Genomic DNA, 20,423 nt, shown 5'->3' on the forward strand with positions numbered 1-20,423 from the left:
AAACCCGGATCCGCCGAGATAAGCAACAGACTTCCGGCGCGGGACACTAGGAGGGAAGCCATGCGGAGTGTGGCACTGACCGTGCACATCGCGGCGCGCGACGCGCGGGCCGCGCTGGCGCGGATCGCCGAGTTCGAGCGGTATCCGGGGCTGGCGGCGGACGTGCGGCACGTCGCCGTGCGGGGTGAGGAGACCGACTGGGTGGTCAACTTCCGGCGCGGTCCGATGCGCTGGACCGAGACGGAAACCGTTGACCCGCAACGGCTCCGGATCGAGTTCGAGCAGCTCGACGGCGACTTCGCGTCGTTCCACGGCTCGTGGCAGCTGGTGCCGGGCATCGGCGGCTGCGTCGTGCGCTTCGAGGTCAGCTACGACTTCGGCGTCGAGAGCCTCGCCGGGATCATGGACCCGATCGCGGAGCGGGTGATCAAGCGGGTGGTGTGCGACGTGCTCGCCTCGCTGTTCGGTCCGACCTCCGTGCTCGAAGGCGGCGAGGCACTCTCGGACCTCGGGCGGGCCGCCTGATGGACGCGGCGAACAGGTTCGACACCCGCGCCACGCACGCGTTGATGCGGCTGGAGTACGGGATCGCGCTGGGTGTGTGCGTGACGTTGGTCGTGCTGCACCTCGGCGAGATCCGCTGGCTGCCGGCGGTGCTGCTGTTCGTCTACATCGACCTCGTGGGGTACCTCCCGGGCGCGATCGCCCACCACCGCGCGAAGGGCGGGCGGATCGCGAAGGCGTACTACGTGCTCTACAACGTGATGCACAGCTTCGCCACGCAGGCCGCGGTGGTGGGCCTGTGGGTGCTGCTGTTCGGCTGGGAGTGGGCGCTGCTCGCGATCCCCATCCACCTGTGTGGCGACCGCGCGCTGTTCGGCAACGCGCTGAAGCCGTTCTCCGTGCCGTTCGAGCCCGAGCCGCACCCCGCCTTCCAGCGCCTCAGCCGAGAACTGGGGACACCGTGATCCCCCTGGAAGCCGACTGGGACCGGGCGCCCTCGTTGGTCGACGGCGCGATGTCGGTGGAGCTGACTCCGCAGCAGGCGAACCTGCGCTACTGGCTGAGCTCCGTTCCACAAGGGACACTGCTCGGCCGGCCCGACGGCCACGACCCGGCGCTCACCGTCCCGGAGTTCATGCGCTCTCCCGGCCCGCTGCGCGACGCCTTGATCGCCGAGTACGCGTTCCGCTCGGTGGCCGAGGAGAAGGCCACCCGCGCACTGTCCTATTTGGTCGCGATCGCACCGGACACCGACACCATGGAGTTCTACGCCACCCAGGTGCTGGACGAGGCACGGCACGCGATGGTGTTCCGCAACCACCTGCTCTCCCTCGGGGTGCTGGCGGAGAATCTGTGGCAGGCGATCGAGAAGTTCGCCGGCGCGGACGTGCACGCGGTGCTCGACCCGCTGGAGGAGCTCGGCCTCGAGGTCATGCGCGACGACGCGGACTTCCTCGGTGGCGTGGTGATGATGACGATCATCATCGAGGGCGCGCTGGCGCCGGCCGCGGAGCTGTCCGAGCGCAAGTGGCGGCCGCTCGACCCGGCCGCCGCGGAGATCGACCGGGGCGCGGGCATCGACGAGATCCGGCACCTGACCGTGGGCGCGGCGGTCGCGAAGCAGTACCTGGAGGCGCACCCCGGCGAGAAGGACCGGGTGCTGGAGCTGATCGGGCGCGGGATGCACCTGTGGACGGTGCTGCCGGTGCACGACCTGGTGCTGCGCCGCGAAGTCCTGTTCCAGCGCGGCCTGGAGCAGCACGCGCATGTCGTAGGTGACTACGAGATCTGGCCGGGCCGCCGCCTCGTCGACACGACCCCCGAGGAGCGGGCGGCCACGGCCGACGAGTGGTCCACGGAGATGAAGGCCAGCCGGCTCACGTACATCGGCTTGGAGGACGCATTATGACGCTCGCCGAAGTGGTGCCATTTCCACGAGTGCCGCAACCCGACGGGTCGGCAGCGGTCCTGTGTGGACTGGGCACCTGGCTGCCGCCGCGGGTGGTGCCCAATGCCGAGATCTCCCGGCGGCTCGACACCTCCGACGACTGGATCCGGGCCCGCACCGGCATCCGGCAGCGGCATGTCGTCGAGCCCGGGATGTGCACATCGGACCTCGCGGTCGAGGCCGGCATGCGGGCGCTGAAGTCGGCCGACACCGACCATGTCGACGCGGTGGTGCTCGCCACCACCACGCCCGACCGGCCGTGCCCGGCGACCGCGCCGGACGTGGCGCACCGGATCGGGCTGGACCGGGTGGCGGCGTTCGACGTCAACGCCGTCTGCACCGGGTTCCTGTACGGCATGGCGTCCGGCGCGGGGCTGATCGCGGCGGGCGTGGCCGAGCGGGTGCTGGTGATCGGCGCGGACACGTTCTCCACGATCACCGACCCGGACTGCCGCGCGACGGCCGCGATCTTCGGCGACGGCGCGGGCGCGGTGGTACTGCGCGCGGGATCGCCGCACGAGCTGGGCGCACTCGGCCCCTTCGACCTCGGCAGCGACGGCGCGGACGCCGACCTGATCATGGTGCCGGCCGGCGGCTCCCGCAGGCGCACGCCCGCGAGCGACGCCGAGCGGTACTTCACGATGGCCGGCAAGGCGGTGTTCCGCAAGGCGATCTTCCAGATGGCCGGCTCCGCGCAGTCGGTGCTGCGGAAGGCAGGGCTGCGGCTGCGCGACGTCGACAAGTTCGTGATCCACCAGGCGAACGCGCGAATCCTCAATGGTGTCGCGGACATGCTCGGCCAACCGGCCGGCAAGTTCGTGCGCAACATCGAGCAGGTCGGCAACACCGCGGCGGCGTCGGTGCCGCTGGCGATGAGCTCCGCGTGCGAGAGCGGGGAGCTGCGGGCGGGGCAGCAGGTGTTGCTCGGCGCGTTCGGCGGCGGGCTCACTTGGGGCTCGACCGTGCTGCGCTGGCCGGCCATCGAGATCTTGTAGGGAAGGGAACACCATGTCTGCAACGGTTCTCCAGCGGCTCTCCGGCATCCTGGTGGGCTACTTCGGGGTCGAGGCCGACGAGGTGCGGCCGGAGACCACGTTCGCCGAGCTGGACCTCGACTCGCTGGCGATCGTGGAGTTCGCGCTGGTCGCGGAGAAGGAGTTCGGCATCTCGATCGGCGAGGACGAGGTGTCGCCGCGGGCGCGGGTGCGCGACGCGCTCGACATGTTGGCGGCGAAGGGCATCCGCGGCGATGCCTGAACCCACCCCGTTCCACGCGGCGGTGACCGGGCTGGGCCTGGTGACACCGGCCGGCGTCGGCGTCGAGGCGTCGTGGCGGACCATCCTCGCCGGCCACCCGACCGCGAGCTTCGACCACTCGCTCGCGGGCATGCCGGTCGACTTCACCTGCCGTGTCCCGGGTTTCGACGCCGACGCGCTGCTCGGCAGGCGGACCGCGTGGCGGCTGGACCGGTACGTGCACCTCGCGCTGGTGGCTGCCCGCGAGGCGATCGCCGACGCCGGCCTGGACCCGGTGTCGTGGGACGGCGCGCGCGTGGGCGTGGTGATGGGCAACGCGCTCGGCGGGGTCGGGACGTTCACCGCGCAGCACGAGACGCTGCTCGCCGACGGTGCCGGCAAGGTGTCGTCGCTGCTGATCCCGATGATGGGGGTCAACATGGTGGCCGGGTACCTGGCGATCGACTGCGGCGCGCTCGGTCCGAACCTGGTCACCACGACCGCGTGCGCGTCGGCGACGACGGCCATCGGGACCGCGCGGGACCTGCTGCGGTCCGGCCGTTGCGATGTCGTGCTCGCCGGCGGGGCGGAGGCCGGGCTGTCGAGGCCGATCCTGGCCGGGTTCACCCGGATGGGCGCGCTGTCGGGCCGGGTGGACGATCCGGCCGCCGCGTCGCGGCCGTTCGAGCGGGATCGGGACGGGTTCGTCGCCGCGGAGGGTGCCGGGGTCCTCGTGCTGGAGCGCCCGGAGCACGCGCGGGCTCGCGGCGCCCGGGTTCGGGCGCTGGTCAGCGGTTACGGCGCGTCGGCCGACGCACACCACGCGACCGCGCCCGACCCGTCCGGGGCGGGGGTCGAGGCCGCCATCCGTTCCGCGCTGGCCGACGCCGGCCTCGCACCGTCCGATGTGGACCACGTGAACGCGCACGGCACGTCGACGCTGCCGGGCGACGCGGTCGAGGCGCGGGTGCTGGGCCGGGTGTTCGCCGACCGGCCGGCGGTCACCTCGGTGAAGGGCGTGACCGGGCACTCCCTCGGCGCGGCCGGTGCGATCGAGGCCGCGTGCACCGTGCTGTCCATCGAGACCGGGTGGGTGCCGCCGACGGCGAACCTGGACAGCCCCGACCCCTCGCTCGACATCGACGTCGTGCGGTCCGCGCCGCGACCCGTCCCGGTGGTCGCGGCGACCAGTAACTCGTTCGGGTTCGGCGGACAGAACGCCGTGCTCGTCCTGACCGCCGCCTGAGGACGCCCGCCATGCTCACCGTCTCCTTCCAGAACCTGCGGACCCGCGTCGACGCGGCCGGTCTGCTCACGCCGCGCCGCTCGTACTACGCGCTCAAGATCGCGTCGAACCTGGCGCTGTCGGCCCTGTGCTGGACCGTGTTCGTCCTCGTCGGGGACTCCTGGTGGCAGCTCCTCGTTGCGGTGGCGCTCGGGTTGTCGTTCGTGCAGTCGGGCTTTCTCGGCCACGACGTCGGCCACCGCCAGGTCAGCCGCGCCCGACGGGCGACCTACGCGTTGGGGCTGCTGCACATGAACGTGCTGATCGGCGCGGCGTTCGGCTGGTGGGTGGGGCACCACGACCGGCACCACAGCGACCCGAACAACCTCGACCGCGACCCGGACACGCTGCGCCGGCAGGTGATCTTCGACGTCGACGAGCTGGCGGTGAAGGGGCGGACCACGTTCCGCCGGTTCGTGATCCGGTTCCAGTCGGTGATGTTCTTCGTGCTGCTGAGCCAGGAGGCGTGGCGGGTGCACGCGGCCGGGTTCCAGGCCGCCCGGCTCGGCGGGTTGCGGCGATTGCGGCTGGAGCTGTCCCTGGTGGTGCTGCACGGGGTGCTGCTGCTGGGCGCGGCGTTCCTGGTGCTGTCGCCCGGGTTGGCGATGGCGTTCGTCCTCGTGTCGCAGACAGTGTTCGGGTTCTATCTCGGGGCCGTGTTCGCGCCGAACCACAAGGGGATGCCGGTGTACCGGGGCGCCGAGCTGGACTGGCTGCACCGGCAGGTGCTGACCGCGCGGAACATCCGGCCGGGGCGCGTCACCGACTTCGTGTACGGCGGGCTGAACTACCAGATCGAGCACCACCTGTTCCCGAGCATGCCTCGAGCGAACCTTCGCCGCGCGCGGCCTATCGTGCGGGAGTTCTGTGCTGAGCACGGGATCCCGTACGTGGAGGTGTCGGCGTGGGCGTCGTACCGGGAGGTGGCCCGGTTCCTGGGGGCGGTCAGCGCGGAGGCCCGGTCGTGATCGTCCAGGAGGAGCAGCCGTGGTAGATCGCGTCCTGATCATCGCGAACCCGGCCGCCGGCGGGGTGACCGCGGCGCTGGTGTGGCGGCTGACCCGCCTGACCCGCCGCTGCCGCCGCCCGGCATCGGTCCGCTGGACCTCCGCTCCCGGCGACGCGGTGGGCATCGCGCGCGAGGCGACGGCGTCGGCCGACCTCGTGATCGCGGTGGGTGGCGACGGCACGGCCCGCGAGGTCGCCGCGGGACTGGCGACGGCGTGGCGGCACACCGTGCCGATGCTGATCGTGCCGGCGGGCACCGCGAACTCTCTCTACCGGACGCTGTGGGGCACGACGCCGTGGGAGGAGGCGCTGGACGTGGCGTTGTCCGGCGCGACCCCGATCCGCGCGGACCTGGCCCGGGTCGTGGAGCTGGACCGCCTGGTGCTGGCCGGCGCATGCGCGGGCTTCCCGCCCCAGGGCATCCACGAGGCGAAGACCCGTGCCGTGTCGTACCCGGCGGCGTTGCTGGACCTGGCGCCGCGCTACGAGCCCTACCCGGGCCGGGTCCTGGTCGACGGCGTGGTTGTCCACAGTGGACCCACCATGCTGGCGAACGTCGGTGGGAGCCGGTACCGGGGCGGCGCGTACGAGCTCCTCCCCCACTCACGCCTGGACGACGGCCTGCTGGACGTGTGCGTCGTCGGCGCCGAGCACAGCGCGCTGGAGATGCTTCGCCTGACCCGGACGGGTGCCCACCTCGACGTCCCCGGCGTCGTCTACGCCCGCGGCACCCGGATCCGGGTGGAACGCCTGGACGGCCACCCTCTGTGCTTCGAGCACGACGGCGAGGTCCTCAGGTCACCGCGCACGAGCTACACACTGACCGCGCGTCCCGGTGCCGTCGCCGTGCTGGCCGCGCCCTCAGAGCTCGCCGGGCCGGGGCTTCCGGTCGTAGACACAGGTGACGCGGCGTAGCCTGCCGTCGGTGGCGAAGAGGGCGTAGTCGACGCCGGCGATGGTGGCCGAGCCCGCGGGGTCGAGCATGGCCCACGTGTAGCGGGCGCGGTCCTTGTGCAGGAACACCTCGCTCGTCCGGCAGAAGACACGGTTCGGGTACTTCTGCTGTATGCGGGCGATGTTGTCGCTGATCGCCCCGTAGCCGTGGGCGTCGACCGCCGGGGCGTGGTAGGTGCCGTCCTCCGCCCACGCGGACTCGATCAACACGTGCCGCTGATCGACGTCGGACTCGTTCCACGTGTCGACGTAGGTATCGATCTGCTGCTGGCGGTCGCTCACCGAACTGGCCTTCCTCGCGGTTCACCATCAGGTGTACCGGCCGTGCCCGGCGCGCGCGAGGTTTCGCGAGCGGGGCTCAACCCGGGCGCGAGAGGGCAGGGAACGACCAACCAGCAACCGATTCTGCTGACCCTGGCTCGAGATCCGCTCAAGACTGTCCGGAGTGGACCGGCGCGGTGCCGCCGAACGTCCGCCGGTAGTCCTTGGGCGCGACGCCGACGACGCGGTTGAAGTGGTGGCGCAGCAACGCGGCCGAGCCGAAGCCGCACTGTTCGGCGATCTCCTCGATGGTGAGCCGGGTCTCCTCCAGCAGCCGGCGCGCGTGCAGGACCCGCTGCATCGACAGCCACCGGTGCGGTGTCGTGCCCGTCTCCGCGACGAACCGGCGGGCGAACGTGCGCTCGGACATCTGCGCGCGGCGGGCGAGGCCGGCGACCGTGTGGTCCGTCGCGATGTTGTCCACCATCCAGGTCAGCACCGGCGAGAGGCTGTCCGCCGAGCACTCGGGGATCGGCAGCTCGACGTACTGGCGCTGCCCGCCGTCGCGCTGCGGCGGGACGACCATCCGCCGTGCGATCGCGGTCGCCGCGGCCGAGCCCATCTCGCGGCGCACGAGGTGCAGGCAGGCGTCAATGCCGGCCGCGGTGCCCGCGCTGGTGATGATGTCGCCGTCGTCGACGAAGAGGACATCCGGGTCGAGCAGTGCCTTGGGGAACCGCTCGGCCAGCTCGTCCACGTACCGCCAGTGCGTGGTGCACCGCCGGCCGTCGAGCAGGCCCGCGGCGCCGAGGATGAACGCGCCGCTGCACACCGAGATCAGCGTGGCACCGCGCGCGGACGCGTCGCGCAGCGTCTCGAGCACCGCGGTCGGGTACTCCTCGCGGATGGTCGCGGCGGGCACTGCCACGAGCTCGGCGTCGGCCACGGCGGAGAGGCCGTGCTCGGGGATGAGCAGCGCGCCGACGCTGGTGCGCAGCGGATTGCCGGGCTCCTCGCCGCAGACGAGGAAGTCGACGTGTGGCACGCCTTCCTCGGTGCGGTCGGTACCGAAGACCTCGCAGATGACGCCGAACTCGAAGGGTGCGACATGGTCGATCAGCACCGCGGCGACGGTAGTGAGCATGCCTTCAGAGTAGATGGCAGGATATTGCCGCACAAGGTCCGCTCTGCCACTGTTGGCAGGAATACGTCCAGCGCAAACTTAGTGCCATGGAACTCCTCATCACCGCCATCGTCATCGGACTCGTCATCTACGGCCTGGAGCGCAACCGCGTCCGGCAGGCCAACCAACCCAACGCCCACCTGGCCGGCAGCACGGACATCGTGGACCGCGACACCGAGCGCATCAGTTGCGAACTCCTGTTCCGCGACCCCACCGTTCGCCCCTGATGCCCCGCGAGTCCAACCTTCAGGACCCGCGAGTTCAACACTCAGGACAACCGACCGGCCCGGCCGCTACGCCGCGAACCTCCGTCGACGCAATGCTTCTCGGATCTCGGCGTGCAGCCGGGCCGGTTCGCGTAGATCGTCGGCGTCGGCTCTCAGCACGATCCACCCACGCCGCTCGAGGTCGGCCTGGCGCGCGGCGTCCGCCTCCGCTCGATCCACGTGAGCCGCATGGCCGTCGTACTCGACCGCCACCCGTGCCTCGTCCCAAGCGAAATCCAGCCGATACCGCTCCCGGCCTTCCAGGTCCATGACCGGCCACTGCTGTCGGGGGATCGGCAGACCGTCGTCGAAGAAGCCGAGCAGCAGCCAACTCTCCGCGGGAGACTCGGCCAGCCCGGTGGCCAGGAGAAGCAAGATCTCCCCTCGCCGCCGACCGCGCGGATCGCGTCGGGTCAGGATCCGGTTCAGCACCTCCGCCCGGAATCCTTCTTCGGACAATACGATCGCTTGGTCCGCGCACGCGAGCGCGGCACGTCGCGACGCCCGACAGAGCAGCTCGGCTATCGCACAGTCGAACGCGTGCACCCGGAGACCATCCAGCCCGACGACATCCTGCTCCTCGAACAGGCCCTGGTGAACGACGAGACCGCCAGCCCTGCGGACCGGCCGGTCATAGCCGACCAACAGATGCACCTCGCCTGCATCGGCAGCGGTGCACCCGAACAGCAACGCGGCGGTGTGGCTGGCGAGAACCGCCCGCCCGCCGACCTGTAACAGCGCCGCGGCGGCGCGAGTTCGAAGGTCCAGCCGGCGCTCCCGACTTACGAGCACTCCGCGGGCCGCACGGACACCGACCTCACCGCCGCCCGCACGGCGGGTGTCGACACCATCCGCCACCGCCGCCCGACCACCTCGCCCGCCGCCGACCCGGCAGCAGCACCGCCGCCGCCCAGTCCCTGGTTCGACACACTGTCCACGCCAGCGAAGACGGACCGGCCACAACAATAAGCACACTCACACGCCCGCCAGCCCACCCCGAGCCGCCACCGCAAACCGCACTGATACTGCAAGGGCAGTCACATGGTTGGGCTCAGCGCCCGACCTGCGGCATACGCGGATGTCACGCTTGTCGCATCCGGATTCGCCGGATCTCCTGAAGCAGGAGCCGGATGTCTTCCGGAGCGTGGCCGAGGAGGTCGGTGACCGCGTCTAGCCGCGGATCGGGAGAGGACCACCGACCGTCGCCGACATGAACGTCAACGTACATCTCGTGATCGACCTCCAGGTCGGCGTCGCCGACCTGGACGAAGCTGCTACCGCCGATCGCATGCCGGGTTTCCAGGAACACGGTCCACGGTGCCGGAGCCACCTCGAGCGCCTTCTTCACGCGTTGCTCGATCTCGTCGATGTCAGCATCGGACAACCTGTCAGCCATGCGGCCATGATGCCATCCGTTCGACGGGCCGAACTCGCTCATCGGCAGAAGAGGGCGTTGAGCTGACCAGTTTGTGGCTCTGGGCGGCTCGCTGGAGTCGCGAGCAACGTCTCTCGGGTGCGCCTGGCTACCGCCATCGGCGTGTCGGCTTGCTTGGTGCAGAGAAACTTCCGCCATTGCAAGCTCGCCCTGGGCGACTGCTACCGGCCCTACGGCACCGACTGCCCGCACGAACACGCCTGCGTTCGCTGCCCCATGATGCGCATGGACCCCCACCAACTGCCCCGGCTGGTCGCCATCGAACACGACACCCACCGACTGCTCACCGAAGCCACCACCAACAGGTGGGTCGGCGAGATCGCCGGCTTGGAAGTCACGCTCCAACGAATCCAGGACAAGAAAGCCCAGGTCGAGCGCATCCAAGCCACGACCGCAACCAACACCCCGGTCTGGCTCGCTCTCGAACCACCAGCAACCGCCAGCGCGCCACCCACTCCCTGACGAGAAACCACTCGTTTCGTTCCTCATAGACACCCCCGTCTGACCTCGGTTAGTGCAGTCAATAAGCCAACTCGGCCAACTGTGGATAACTGACCGGAGTGCACAACTCGCGGGTCCCGAGCGTTGGACTCGCGGGTTCTGGGCGTTGGACTCGCGGGTTCTGGGGGTTGGACTCGCGGGGGTGGGGTTGCGGTTTGTTGGGGGTGGCTGGGATGCTGCTAAACATTCCTGCTGGAATGTATGTGTCTACGTCGGGAGATGTGATGGCTCGTCAGCCCCGCTCGTTGGCCGGGAAGATCGTCGCGATCACCGGGGGTGGGCGCGGGATCGGGGCCGCCACCGCCGCGGCGCTCGTCGCGCAGGGAGCCAAGGTCGCCATCGGGGACCTGGACCTCGACGTGGCCAAGGCGACCGCGGACAAGCTCGGCGGGGACACCGTCGCGTTCCCGCTCGACGTCACCGACCGGTCGGGGTTCACCAAGTTCCTCGAGGAGGTCGAGGGCCGGCTCGGCCCCATCGACATCCTGATCAACAACGCCGGGATCATGCCGCTCGGCCGGTTCGAGGACGAGTCCGACCGCTCGACGACCCACCAGCTGGAGATCAACCTGCACGCCGTCATCCACGGCACCCGCGAGGCGGTCAAACGCATGCGACCGCGCAAGTCCGGCCACATCGTCAACATCGCCTCGGCCGCCGGCAAGGCGGGCTTCCCCGGCGGGGCGACCTACTGCGCCACCAAGCACGGCGTCGTCGGCCTGTCCGAGGCCGTCCGGATGGAGCTGCGCGGCTCCGGCGTCGACCTGTCCGTCGTCATGCCGGCGATCGTCCGCACCGAGCTCGCCAGCGGCCTGAAGGAGGCCCGCTTCTTCAAGTCCGTCGAGGCCACCGACGTCGCGAACGCCATCGTGAGGGCGCTCAAGAAGCCCCGGTTCGACGTCTACGTCCCAGCCTCGCTCGACGCGATGAACCGCATCACCCGGCTGATGCCCCGGTCCGTCGCCGAGTGGATCGTGCGCTCCCTCAAGGGCGACCAGATCCTCTTCGACGCCGAGCGCGACGCCCGCAAGGACTACGAGGCCCGCGCCGCCGCCAGCGCCCCCACCACCGACAGGGAGAACGCCGGATGAGGCCGGGCGCGCTCACCGACGACCTGCTCGACCGCCTCCGCACCCGGGTCACCGCGGGCGACGCCACGTACACGAGCACCGCCGTGTTCACCGGCGGCGAGCTGGCCACCCTGCCCGAGTCGACGACCGGCGACGTCACCACCGCGTTCGAGCGCGCGACCCGCGCTCAGCAGGCCTGGGCCGCGGCCGACCTGAGCGCCAGGCTGCCCGTATTCGAGCGGTTCCACGACCTCCTGCTCAAGAACCGTGACACCGTCGCCGACCTGATCCAGGCCGAGACCGGCAAGTCCCGCCGCGACGCGTTCGAGGAGCTCTGCGAGCCCGCGCTCGTCACCAGCTACTACCTGCGCACCGCGCCGAAGCTGCTCAGGCCGAGGAAGCGCGCCGGCCTCATGCCCGGCGCCATCGGCGCGGCGGAACACCGCCGGCCCAAAGGCGTCGTCGGCATCATCTCGCCGTGGAACTACCCGTTCGCGCTCGCGCTCGGCGACCTCATCCCGGCCCTCGTCGCCGGCAACGCCGTCGTGCTCAAGCCGGACAGCCAGACCGCGCTCAGCCCGCTCTACGGCGCCGAGCTCCTCTACCGGGCCGGCCTCCCCGAAGACCTCCTGCAGGTCGTGCTCGGCGACGGCCCCACGATCGGCGGCGCGGTCGTCGACACCTGCGACTACATCGGCTTCACCGGCTCCACCCGCACCGGCACCCAGATCGCCGAGCGCGCCGGCAAGCGGCTCGTCGGCTGCTCGCTCGAGCTGGGCGGCAAGAACCCGATGCTCGTGCTCGACGACGTCAAGATCGCCGCGACGGCGAAGAACGCCGTGCGCGGCTGCTTCGCCAACGCGGGCCAGCTGTGCCTGTCGATCGAGCGGATCTACGTGCACGACTCGATCTTCGACTCCTTCGCCGAGGCGTTCGTCGCCGAGACCGGCAAGCTGCGCCTGTCGGCCGGCTACGACTACGGCGCCGACATCGGCTCGCTCACCTCCCAGCGCGCGCTGAAGACCGTGGCCGAGCACGTCGACGACGCCCGCGCGAAAGGCGCGACCGTGCTCACCGGCGGCCGCCCGCGACCGGACCTCGGCCCGTTCTTCTACGAGCCGACCGTGCTCACCGACGTCACGCCCGAGATGCTCTGCCACGCGGCGGAGACGTTCGGCCCGGTCGTGTCGCTGTACCCGTTCGCCTCCGACGAGGAGGCCGTCGCGCTCGCCAACCAGACCGAGTACGGGCTGAACGCCAGCGTCTTCGGTCGCGACCGGACCCGCGCGGCGGCGGTCGGCACCCGGCTGCGCACCGGCACGGTCAACATCAACGACGGGTACGCCTCGGCCTACGGCAGCACCGACGCGCCGATGGGCGGCATGGGTGTCTCCGGCCTCGGCCGCCGGCACGGCGCCGAGGGTCTGCTCAAGTACACCGAGGCGCAAACGATTGCGACCCAACGCGTCACCGTGCTGAACCCGCCAAGGTGGGTGCCGTATGGCCTGTACACCAAGGTCATGGCCGCGTCGCTGCGGCTGATGCGCCGGATCGGGCTCAGGTAGCTCTAGAAAAACATACAATCGTGTTGGTATGTTGCCAGCATGGTTGCCAGGACGTTCGTCGTCGGTGTCGGGATGACCAAGTTCGAGAAGCCGGGCGCCCGGGAGTGGGACTACCCGGACATGGCCCGCGAGTCCGGCTCGAAGGCCCTCGAGGACGCGGGCATCCCGTACGCGGAGGTCGAGCAGGCCTACGTCGGCTACGTCTACGGCGAGTCGACGTCGGGCCAGCGCGCGGTCTACGAGCTGGGCCTCACCGGCATCCCGGTGGTCAACGTCAACAACAACTGCGCCACCAGGTCGACCGCGCTCTTCCTCGCCGCGCAAGCGGTTCGCGGCGGCGCCGTGGACTGCGCGCTGGCACTCGGCTTCGAGAAGATGCGGCGCGGCTCGCTCTCCGCCACCTTCGACGACCGCGCGCAGCCCCTCGCGAAGCACCTGCTCGCGCTCGCCGAGCTGCACGAGTTCGCGATGCCGCCGGCGCCCTACATGTTCGGCGCCGCGGGCCGCGAGCACATGGCGCACTACGGCACGACGCCGGAGCAGTTCGCCAGGATCGGCGAGAAGAACCACCGGCACTCGGCGAACAACCCGTACGCGCAGTTCCAGGACGTCTACTCGCTGGCGGAGATACAGAGCGCGAAGGTGATCTACGAGCCGCTCACCAAGCTGCAATGCTCGCCCACCTCGGACGGCTCCGGCGCGGCGGTCGTCGCGAGCGAGCGGTTCGTCGAGCGGCACGGACTCGCGCACCAGGCGGTCGAGATCGTCGGCCAGGCCATGACGACCGACGGGCCGGAGACCTTCGCCGACCCGAGCGCGATCTCGTTGGTAGGCGCCGAGATGACCCGCGCGGCCGCCAGGAAGGTCTACGACCAGGCCGGCTTCGACGCGCACGACGTGCAGGTGATCGAGCTGCACGACTGCTTCTCCACCAACGAGCTCATCACCTACGAGGCGCTCGGGCTGTGCGCGGAGGGGGAGGGCGGCAAGCTCGTCGACGCGAACGACACCACCTACGGCGGGCGCTGGGTGGTCAACCCGTCCGGCGGGCTGATCTCCAAGGGCCACCCGCTCGGCGCGACCGGCCTGGCCCAGTGTGCCGAGCTCACCTGGCAGCTGCGCGGCACCGCGGGCCCGCGCCAGGTCGACGGCGTCAACGCCGCGCTGCAGCACAACATCGGCCTCGGCGGCGCGGCCGTCGTCACCGCCTACCAGCGCGCCGAACGGTGAGGGAGAACCACATGGCACAGGTGACCGCGACCGTCGACTTCCCGGCGCCGCCGGACGAGGTCTGGCCGCTGATGGCCGACCCGCGGCGCTACGAGGACTGGCTGACCATCCACCAGGGCTGGCGCGGCGAGCTGCCCGAGGAGCTGTCGGTCGGTGCGAAGCTCACCGAGATCGTCACCGTGCTGGGCATGGCCAACAAGATCGAGTGGACGGTCGAGGAGTACCGGGTGCCGACCGCGGTGAGGATCTGCGGCACCGGCATGGCAGGCGCCCAGGTGTCGTTCACGCTGTCCGTCGAACCGAGCGGGGCGGGCTCGAGGGCGGCGATCGACGCGGAGTTCACCGGGCAGCTGGTGGTCGGCGCGATCGGCGCGGCGGTGGCGAAGCAGAGCAAGAAGGAGCTGGACGCCTCCCTCGCGAAGCTGGCTGATCTCGTTGGCTGACAACGAGATCGACACCGAGAGCGACGCGGGGTTCGACGCGGGCGGGGTCGGGGTCTGGACCGACGAGGACGACTTCGAGGTCACCAGGGAGCGGATGATCGCCTACGCCGAGGCGACCAACGACCCGATCGACGCGCACCGGACCGGCGAGGTCGCACCGCCGGTGTTCGCGATCGTGCCGGTGTTCAACGCGCTCCTGCCGGCGGTGCTGTCGGTGGCGCCGGTCGAGGCGGCCATCCGGATCGTGCACGGCGAGCAGGACTTCCTGTTCCACCGCCCGATCCGGGCCGGCGACGTGCTGACCTCGCGGGCCCGGCCGATCGGGTTCGCCGGGAAACCCAGCGGCAGCACGGTGACCGTGCACATCGAGAGCCGTGACGCGAACCACGAGCTGGTCAACGAGCAGTGGGTCACCTCGTTCTTCCGCAACGTCGACGCGGGCGCGACGGTCGGTGACCCGGCCCCGGCGCACGACGTCGGCACGGCCGGCGCACCGGTCGCCGACGTCCGGGCGCACGTGGACGAGGACCAGACGTTCCGCTACTCCCCCGCGGCCGGCGACCCGATGCCGATCCACCTCGACGAGGACATCGCGAAGCTCGCCGGCCTGCCCGGGATCATCGCGCACGGCCTGTGCATGCTGGCGTTCACCTCGTGGGCGGTGCTCACCGAGGTCGCCGGCGGCCGCACGGATCGCCTGCGGCGTCTGGCCGTGCGCTTCGCCAAGCCGGTCCTGCCCGGTCAGGACCTCACGACGTCCATCTGGGACGCCGGGGACGGCCGCTACGCCTACGAGTCGACCGTCGGCGACACCGTGGTCATCAAGAACGGCCTGGCCGAGATCGTCTAGAGAGGACAGTCATGGGAGCGTTGGACGGGCGGGTCGCGATCATCACGGGCGCCGGGCGGGGCATCGGGCGCGAGCACGCGCTGCTGTTCGCCAGGGAGGGCGCGCGGGTGGTGGTCAACGACCTCGGCGGCGCGAACGACGGCTCCGGCGCGGACAGCGGGCCCGCGCAGGAGGTGGTCGACGAGATCACCGCCGCGGGCGGCGCGGCGGTCGCCAACACCGACAGCGCGGCCGACTGGGCCGGCGCGGAGTCCCTTGTCCAGCAGGCGGTCGACGAGTTCGGCCGGCTCGACGTGCTCGTGAACAACGCCGGCATCCTGCGCGACGCGTTCGTCGCGAGCATGGCCGAGGCGCAGTGGGACGCGGTGATCTCCGTGCACCTCAAGGGCCACTTCGCGCCGCTGCGGCACGCGGCCGCGCACTGGAAGGCCCGCAGCAAGGCAGGCGAGCGGGTGGCCGCCGCGGTGATTAACACGGCGTCGGCGTCCGGCACCTTCCTGCCCAACGCCGGCCAGGCCAACTACGGCGCGGCGAAGGCCGGCATCGCCGCGATGACGCTCGTCGCCGCGCAGGAGCTCGAACGCTACGGCGTGCGGGCCAACGCGATCGCACCCGTCGCCCGCACCCGGCTCACCCTCGCCACGCCCGGCATGGGCGCGATGTTCGCCCAACCGGTCGAGGAAGGCGGGTTCGACGCGTTCAGCCCGGCCAACATCTCCCCGCTCGTGGCCTACCTCGCGCAGGAGTCCTGCCCGGTCTCGGGCAAGCTGCTCGCGGTCCAGGGCGGCGCGATCTCGCTGCTCGAGGGCTGGCACACGGTCGCCACCACGGAGACCGACAAGCCGTGGACCATCGCCGAGATCGAGCAGCGGATCGGGGTCTGGGCATGATCGACTGGTCGGAGACCGACCTGCTGGTGCGCGACACCATCCGGGCGTTCGTGGACAAGGAGATCCGGCCGCACGTCGAGGAGCTCGAGCACGGCGACCTGCCGCCTTACGACCTGATCCGCAAGTTCTTCACGGCCTTCGGCCTCGACGCGATGGCCCGCGACTCGTTCGACCCGGAGCGCGCGGGCGGCGGTGGCCCGGGCGGCGAGCGGGCGGCGCTGTCGCTGATCGCCGTGTCGGAGCTGTCCCGGGTGTGCCAGGGGCTGGTCACCGCGATGGGTGTGAGCGTCGGGCTGGCCGCCGGCACGATCATGAGCCGCGGCACGCCGGCACAGCGAACCCGCTGGGCGAAGGACCTGCTGACCTTCGACAAGGTCGGCGCCTGGGCGATCACCGAGCCCGACTCCGGCTCGGACGCGTTCGGCGGCATGCGCTCCACCGCCCGCCGCGACGGCGACGCGTTCGTCCTCTCCGGACAGAAGACGTTCATCACCAACGGGCCGCACGCCGACACGATCGTCGTGTACGCCAAGCTCGACGGCGAGGTCGCCACGTTCGTGCTCGACGCCGGGATGCCGGGGCTGACGCGGTCGAAGCCGTTGCGCAAGATGGGCATCCACTCCTCGCCGACCGGCGAGCTGTTCTTCGACGACGTCCGCCTCGAACCCGACCGCATGCTGGCCGGCGGCGGCCGGGAGAGCGCGAAGGCGAACTTCACCACCGAGCGGTACGGCGTGGCGGCGATGTCGCTCGGCATCATCGAGGAGTGCCTCGCGCTGTGTGTCTCCTACGCCAAGAGCCGGACCCTGCGAGGCAGGCCGATCGGCGACTTCCAGCTGATCCAGCTCAAGCTCGCGGAGATGGAGGTCGCCCGGCTCAACGTGCAGAACCTCGTCTTCCGCACGGTCGAGCTGCTGCGCGAGGGGCGCACCCCGACGCTCGCCGAGGCGTCCGCGATGAAGCTGTACTCCTCGAAGGCGGCCACCGACGTCGCGATGGAGGCGGTGCAGCTGTTCGGCGGCAACGGCTACATGGCCGAGTACCGGGTCGAACAGCTGGCCAGGGACGCCAAGTCGCTCATGATCTACGCCGGCAGCAACGAGGTCCAGGTGACCCACATCGCCAAGGACCTGCTGACCCGCTGACTGTGAATTGGTAACAAACCGACCGCGGTACACCCCTTTGACCCCTTGTGGAGTCGACAGTCTCAGGTGAACATCGACTACCAGGCGAAAGCCGGACCGTGAGGGCACCCCACCGGGTTTCGGTCCGGCCGTCGCCACACAACTGAACACACCTCCAGCGCCGACGAGAGCGGCGTCCCCTGCGGGAGGCAACGCGTGAGACACACACGCCCGTCCATCATGGTCGGGGCGCTAGCCGCCTTGACCCTCGTCCTGTCCATGAGCGGCAATGCGGCGTCGGAGGAGTCCTCCGCGCCCCGCGAGTCCGCCGAGTACTACGTCAGCGGCGCCAGTCCGGATGCCATTGACGTGCACATGCGCAGCGCGGTCGCCGACACCGGCGCCGCGATCAACTCCGTCGAGCACGGCGCGCTCAACATCACCGCGACCGCCGAGGAAGTCCGCGAGATCAAGGCGCTGGGCCTCACGGTCGAGTCCCAGCCGGCCATGAAGCACGACCACGGCGCGGCGGACGCGGCGCCGCTGGACTTCCCACCGGCCGACTCGAACTACCACAACTACGCCGAGATGACCGCGGAGATCAACACCGCGCTCGCCGCCCACCCCACCCTGGTGAGCCGGCAGGTCATCGGCCGGTCCTACCAGAACCGCGACATCGTCGCGCTCAAGATCTCGGACAACGTCGGCACCGACGAGAACGAGCCCGAGGTCCTGTTCACCCACCACCAGCACGCCCGCGAGCACCTCACCGTCGAGATGGCGCTCTACCTGCTCAACGAGCTCACCGACAAGTACGGCACCGACTCCCGGATCACGAACCTGGTCGACAGCCGGGAGATCTGGATCGTGCCGGACATGAACCCCGACGGTGGCGAGTACGACATCAGCACGGGCTCCTACGCGGGCTGGCGCAAGAACCGGCAGCCGAACTCTGGCAGCTCCGCGGTCGGCACGGACCTCAACCGCAACTGGCCCTACCAGTGGGGCTGCTGCGGCGGCTCGTCCGGCTCACCGTCGAGCGAGACCTACCGCGGTGCGTCCGGCGGGTCCGCACCCGAGGTCAGCGTGGTCATGAGCTTCGTGCGCAGCCGGATCGTCGGCGGCGTGCAGCAGATCAGGACCAACATCGACTTCCACACGTTCAGCGAGCTGGTGCTGTGGCCCTACGGCTACACCTACAACAACACCGCACCCGGCATGACCCAGCAGGACTACAACACGTTCTCGACGCTGGGCCAGCAGATGGCCGCCACCAACGACTACACGCCGGAACAGGCTTCGGACCTCTACATCACCGACGGCTCGATCGACGACTGGCTGTGGGGCGACCAGCGGATCTACTCGTTCACCTTCGAGATGTACCCCTCGAGCGGTGGCATCAGCGGCTTCTACCCGCCCGACGAGGTGATCGGCCGGGAGACCTCGCGCAACCGGGAGGCGGTCCTGCACCTGCTCGACTACTCCGACTGCCCGCCGCGGGTGATCGGCGTGACGTGTGACGGGAGCGAGCCGCCGCCGGACGGGGGCAGCTTCGAGAACACGACCGACGTCAACATCCCGGACGCGGGCGCGGCGGTGTCCAGCTCGATCGCGGTGACCGGCGTGTCCGGCAACGCGCCGGCGGACCTCGCGGTGTCGGTGGACATCAAGCACTCCTACCGCGGTGACCTGGTGATCGACCTGATCGCGCCGGACGGAACGCCCTACCGGCTGAAGAACTCCAGCGGCAGCGACTCCGCGGACAACGTGATCACGACCTACCCGGTCAACGCGTCCGCCGAGGTCGCGAACGGCACATGGCAGCTGCGCGTGCGCGACGTCTACGCGGCCGACACGGGCTACATCGACTCGTGGCGACTCACCTTCTGACGGCTCACCACACTTGAAAGGACACCAGATGACCCTGCACTCCTGGAAGTCAACGTTCAGACGGCTGGCCGGCAAGGCCACCCTCGTCGTGGTGGGCACCGCGGCGGTGCTCGGCGCGGCCGCCGGCCAGTCCGTCGCGGCGCCACCGGCGCCCGCGGACGACGTGCAGCCCCAGGTCGTCGGCGGCGTGCGGGCCGCCCAGGGTGAGTTCCCCTGGATGGTGCGGCTGTCGATGGGCTGCGGCGGGGCTCTGTACACCCCGAACGTGGTGCTGACCGCGGGCCACTGCGTCGGCGCGACCGGCAACAACACCAGCATCACCGCCACGCTCGGCGTCGTCGACCTGCAGGACCCGGCCCGGATCACGCGGCAGTCGAACTACGTCTACCGCGCGCCGGGCTACAACAACCCGGACGGTGACGACTGGGCGCTGATCCGGCTCGCCTCGCCGGTCAGCGGCATTCCGACGCTGCCGGTGGCGACCTCGGGCGCGTATGACAGCGGCACGTTCACCGTCGCCGGCTGGGGCGCCGCGGTCGAGGGCGGCGGCCAGCAGCGGTACATGCTGAAGGCCGACGTCCCGTTCATCACCGACGCGCAGTGCGGCCAGGCCTACTCCGAGCTGGTGCCCGCGGAGGAGATCTGCGCCGGCAACTGGGACGACGGCGGCGTGGACACCTGCCAGGGTGACTCCGGTGGCCCGATGTTCCGCCGCGACACCGCCGGCGCATTCGTCCAGGTCGGCATCGTGAGCTGGGGCTACGGCTGTGCGCGTCCGGAGAACCCCGGCGTGTACACCCAGACCAGCTACTTCTCCTCGGCGATCGCGGCGGCCGCGGCCTCCCTCGGTGGCGACCCGCAGCCGACGTGCGCGACGCAGGCGAACACCACCCGCATCTCCATCCCGGACGCGGGTTCGGCGGTCAACAGCCCGGTGACGATCTCCGGCTGCGCCGGCGCGGCCTCGTCATCGACCCAGGTCGAGGTGCACATCACGCACACCTACCGCGGTGACCTGGTGATCGACCTGATCGCGCCGGACGGAACGCCCTACCGGCTGAAGAACTCCAGCGGCAGCGACTCGGCGGACAACGTGAACACCACGTACACGGTGAACGCGGCCAGCGAGACCGCCAACGGCACCTGGAACCTGCGGGTGCGGGACGTGTTCAGCGCCGACACCGGGACGCTCGACAGCTGGAAGCTCAGCGTCTAGCCCGATAGGTCCGAATAGTCGAGGGCCGCTCCCGAGATCGCTCGGGGGTGGCCCTCGGCGCCGTT

24 protein-coding genes are annotated in these 20,423 nt (G+C 70.5%); 19 read left to right on the plus strand and 5 right to left on the minus strand.

Annotated elements, in window-relative coordinates; translation table 11 throughout:
* Window positions 1-60: 60 nt before the first annotated feature.
* Genes GEV28_RS19565 through GEV28_RS19600 form a run of 8 tightly spaced genes read left to right on the plus strand, consistent with a single transcriptional unit; the run spans window position 61 to window position 6,395 of the window.
* Window positions 61-525, plus strand: a complete 465-nt coding sequence (locus tag GEV28_RS19565; RefSeq protein WP_291413535.1) for an SRPBCC family protein — start codon at window positions 61-63, stop codon at window positions 523-525.
* Complete coding sequence (locus GEV28_RS19570; RefSeq protein WP_291413536.1) at window positions 525-968, plus strand: hypothetical protein; 444 nt, start codon at window positions 525-527, stop codon at window positions 966-968. The genes GEV28_RS19565 and GEV28_RS19570 overlap by 1 nt, the downstream gene beginning before the upstream one ends.
* Entirely contained in the window at window positions 965-1,912 is a 948-nt protein-coding gene (locus GEV28_RS19575) for a VlmB-like protein (RefSeq protein ID WP_291413537.1), read from the plus strand. Before GEV28_RS19570 ends, GEV28_RS19575 begins: the two co-directional genes overlap by 4 nt.
* Window positions 1,909-2,946, plus strand: coding sequence for a beta-ketoacyl-ACP synthase III (locus GEV28_RS19580; RefSeq protein ID WP_291413538.1), 1,038 nt, complete (start codon window positions 1,909-1,911; stop codon window positions 2,944-2,946). Before GEV28_RS19575 ends, GEV28_RS19580 begins: the two co-directional genes overlap by 4 nt.
* Window positions 2,947-2,959: 13 nt before the next feature.
* Window positions 2,960-3,208 carry an acyl carrier protein gene (locus GEV28_RS19585; protein ID WP_291413539.1) on the plus strand — a complete coding sequence of 83 codons (249 nt, stop codon included), beginning with the start codon at window positions 2,960-2,962 and terminating at the stop codon, window positions 3,206-3,208.
* The gene (locus GEV28_RS19590; RefSeq protein WP_291413540.1) at window positions 3,201-4,433 is read left to right on the plus strand and encodes a beta-ketoacyl synthase; all 1,233 of its coding nucleotides are present in this window, start codon (window positions 3,201-3,203) and stop codon (window positions 4,431-4,433) included. Before GEV28_RS19585 ends, GEV28_RS19590 begins: the two co-directional genes overlap by 8 nt.
* 11 nt (window positions 4,434-4,444) lie before the next feature.
* Window positions 4,445-5,440, plus strand: a complete 996-nt coding sequence (locus tag GEV28_RS19595) for an acyl-CoA desaturase (protein ID WP_291413541.1) — start codon at window positions 4,445-4,447, stop codon at window positions 5,438-5,440.
* Window positions 5,441-5,459: 19 nt separating this feature from the next.
* Window positions 5,460-6,395 carry a diacylglycerol kinase family protein gene (locus tag GEV28_RS19600; protein WP_291413542.1) on the plus strand — a complete coding sequence of 312 codons (936 nt, stop codon included), beginning with the start codon at window positions 5,460-5,462 and terminating at the stop codon, window positions 6,393-6,395.
* Here GEV28_RS19600 and GEV28_RS19605 read toward each other — a convergent pair.
* On the minus strand, window positions 6,342-6,716 hold the full coding sequence (locus GEV28_RS19605; RefSeq protein WP_291413543.1) for a nuclear transport factor 2 family protein: 375 nt from the start codon (window positions 6,714-6,716) through the stop codon (window positions 6,342-6,344). The two genes, GEV28_RS19600 and GEV28_RS19605, sit on opposite strands and share 54 nt — an antisense overlap.
* Before the next feature lie 148 nt (window positions 6,717-6,864).
* A complete protein-coding gene (locus GEV28_RS19610) occupies window positions 6,865-7,839 on the minus strand; it encodes a helix-turn-helix domain-containing protein (protein WP_291413544.1) in 975 nt (324 codons plus the stop codon).
* A gap of 86 nt (window positions 7,840-7,925) precedes the next feature.
* On the opposite strand from GEV28_RS19610, the gene GEV28_RS19615 reads away from it, so the two are divergent.
* Window positions 7,926-8,105, plus strand: a complete 180-nt coding sequence (locus tag GEV28_RS19615; RefSeq protein ID WP_291413545.1) for a hypothetical protein — start codon at window positions 7,926-7,928, stop codon at window positions 8,103-8,105.
* A 66-nt stretch (window positions 8,106-8,171) separates the two neighbouring features.
* Here GEV28_RS19615 and GEV28_RS19620 read toward each other — a convergent pair whose 3' ends face one another.
* The 3 genes from GEV28_RS19620 to GEV28_RS19630 form a co-directional block, all read right to left on the minus strand.
* Window positions 8,172-8,834: an endonuclease domain-containing protein gene (locus tag GEV28_RS19620; protein WP_291413546.1), complete on the minus strand. Its 663-nt coding sequence runs from the start codon at window positions 8,832-8,834 to the stop codon at window positions 8,172-8,174.
* 92 nt (window positions 8,835-8,926) lie between these two features.
* A complete protein-coding gene (locus GEV28_RS19625) occupies window positions 8,927-9,082 on the minus strand; it encodes a hypothetical protein (RefSeq protein ID WP_291413547.1) in 156 nt (51 codons plus the stop codon).
* A 143-nt stretch (window positions 9,083-9,225) separates the two neighbouring features.
* Window positions 9,226-9,582: a hypothetical protein gene (locus GEV28_RS19630; RefSeq protein ID WP_291413548.1), complete on the minus strand. Its 357-nt coding sequence runs from the start codon at window positions 9,580-9,582 to the stop codon at window positions 9,226-9,228.
* Between the two features lie 75 nt (window positions 9,583-9,657).
* On the opposite strand from GEV28_RS19630, the gene GEV28_RS19635 reads away from it, so the two are divergent.
* The 10 genes from GEV28_RS19635 to GEV28_RS19680 all read left to right on the plus strand — a co-directional run bounded on the left by GEV28_RS19635 (window position 9,658) and on the right by GEV28_RS19680 (window position 20,358).
* A complete protein-coding gene (locus GEV28_RS19635; RefSeq protein WP_291413549.1) occupies window positions 9,658-10,041 on the plus strand; it encodes a hypothetical protein in 384 nt (127 codons plus the stop codon).
* A 263-nt stretch (window positions 10,042-10,304) separates the two neighbouring features.
* Window positions 10,305-11,171 (plus strand): SDR family oxidoreductase, encoded by an 867-nt coding sequence (locus GEV28_RS19640; protein WP_291413550.1) that lies wholly within the window; start codon window positions 10,305-10,307, stop codon window positions 11,169-11,171.
* Window positions 11,168-12,715, plus strand: coding sequence for a succinic semialdehyde dehydrogenase (locus GEV28_RS19645; RefSeq protein ID WP_291413551.1), 1,548 nt, complete (start codon window positions 11,168-11,170; stop codon window positions 12,713-12,715). Before GEV28_RS19640 ends, GEV28_RS19645 begins: the two co-directional genes overlap by 4 nt.
* Before the next feature lie 39 nt (window positions 12,716-12,754).
* Window positions 12,755-13,945 (plus strand): lipid-transfer protein, encoded by a 1,191-nt coding sequence (locus tag GEV28_RS19650; protein WP_291413552.1) that lies wholly within the window; start codon window positions 12,755-12,757, stop codon window positions 13,943-13,945.
* Window positions 13,946-13,956: 11 nt separating this feature from the next.
* Window positions 13,957-14,388 (plus strand): SRPBCC family protein, encoded by a 432-nt coding sequence (locus GEV28_RS19655; RefSeq protein ID WP_291413553.1) that lies wholly within the window; start codon window positions 13,957-13,959, stop codon window positions 14,386-14,388.
* The gene (locus GEV28_RS19660; RefSeq protein WP_291413554.1) at window positions 14,381-15,238 is read left to right on the plus strand and encodes a MaoC/PaaZ C-terminal domain-containing protein; all 858 of its coding nucleotides are present in this window, start codon (window positions 14,381-14,383) and stop codon (window positions 15,236-15,238) included. Before GEV28_RS19655 ends, GEV28_RS19660 begins: the two co-directional genes overlap by 8 nt.
* Before the next feature lie 11 nt (window positions 15,239-15,249).
* Window positions 15,250-16,128: an SDR family oxidoreductase gene (locus tag GEV28_RS19665; protein WP_291413555.1), complete on the plus strand. Its 879-nt coding sequence runs from the start codon at window positions 15,250-15,252 to the stop codon at window positions 16,126-16,128.
* Window positions 16,125-17,273, plus strand: a complete 1,149-nt coding sequence (locus tag GEV28_RS19670; protein WP_291413556.1) for an acyl-CoA dehydrogenase family protein — start codon at window positions 16,125-16,127, stop codon at window positions 17,271-17,273. The genes GEV28_RS19665 and GEV28_RS19670 overlap by 4 nt, the downstream gene beginning before the upstream one ends.
* 258 nt (window positions 17,274-17,531) lie before the next feature.
* A complete protein-coding gene (locus GEV28_RS19675; RefSeq protein ID WP_291413557.1) occupies window positions 17,532-19,142 on the plus strand; it encodes a M14 family metallopeptidase in 1,611 nt (536 codons plus the stop codon).
* 28 nt (window positions 19,143-19,170) lie between these two features.
* A complete protein-coding gene (locus GEV28_RS19680; RefSeq protein ID WP_291413558.1) occupies window positions 19,171-20,358 on the plus strand; it encodes a trypsin-like serine protease in 1,188 nt (395 codons plus the stop codon).
* Window positions 20,359-20,423: the final 65 nt, after the last annotated feature.

The sequence above is a fragment of the Actinophytocola sp. genome, from assembly GCF_009379765.1.
Lineage (GTDB): Bacteria > Actinomycetota > Actinomycetes > Mycobacteriales > Pseudonocardiaceae > Actinophytocola.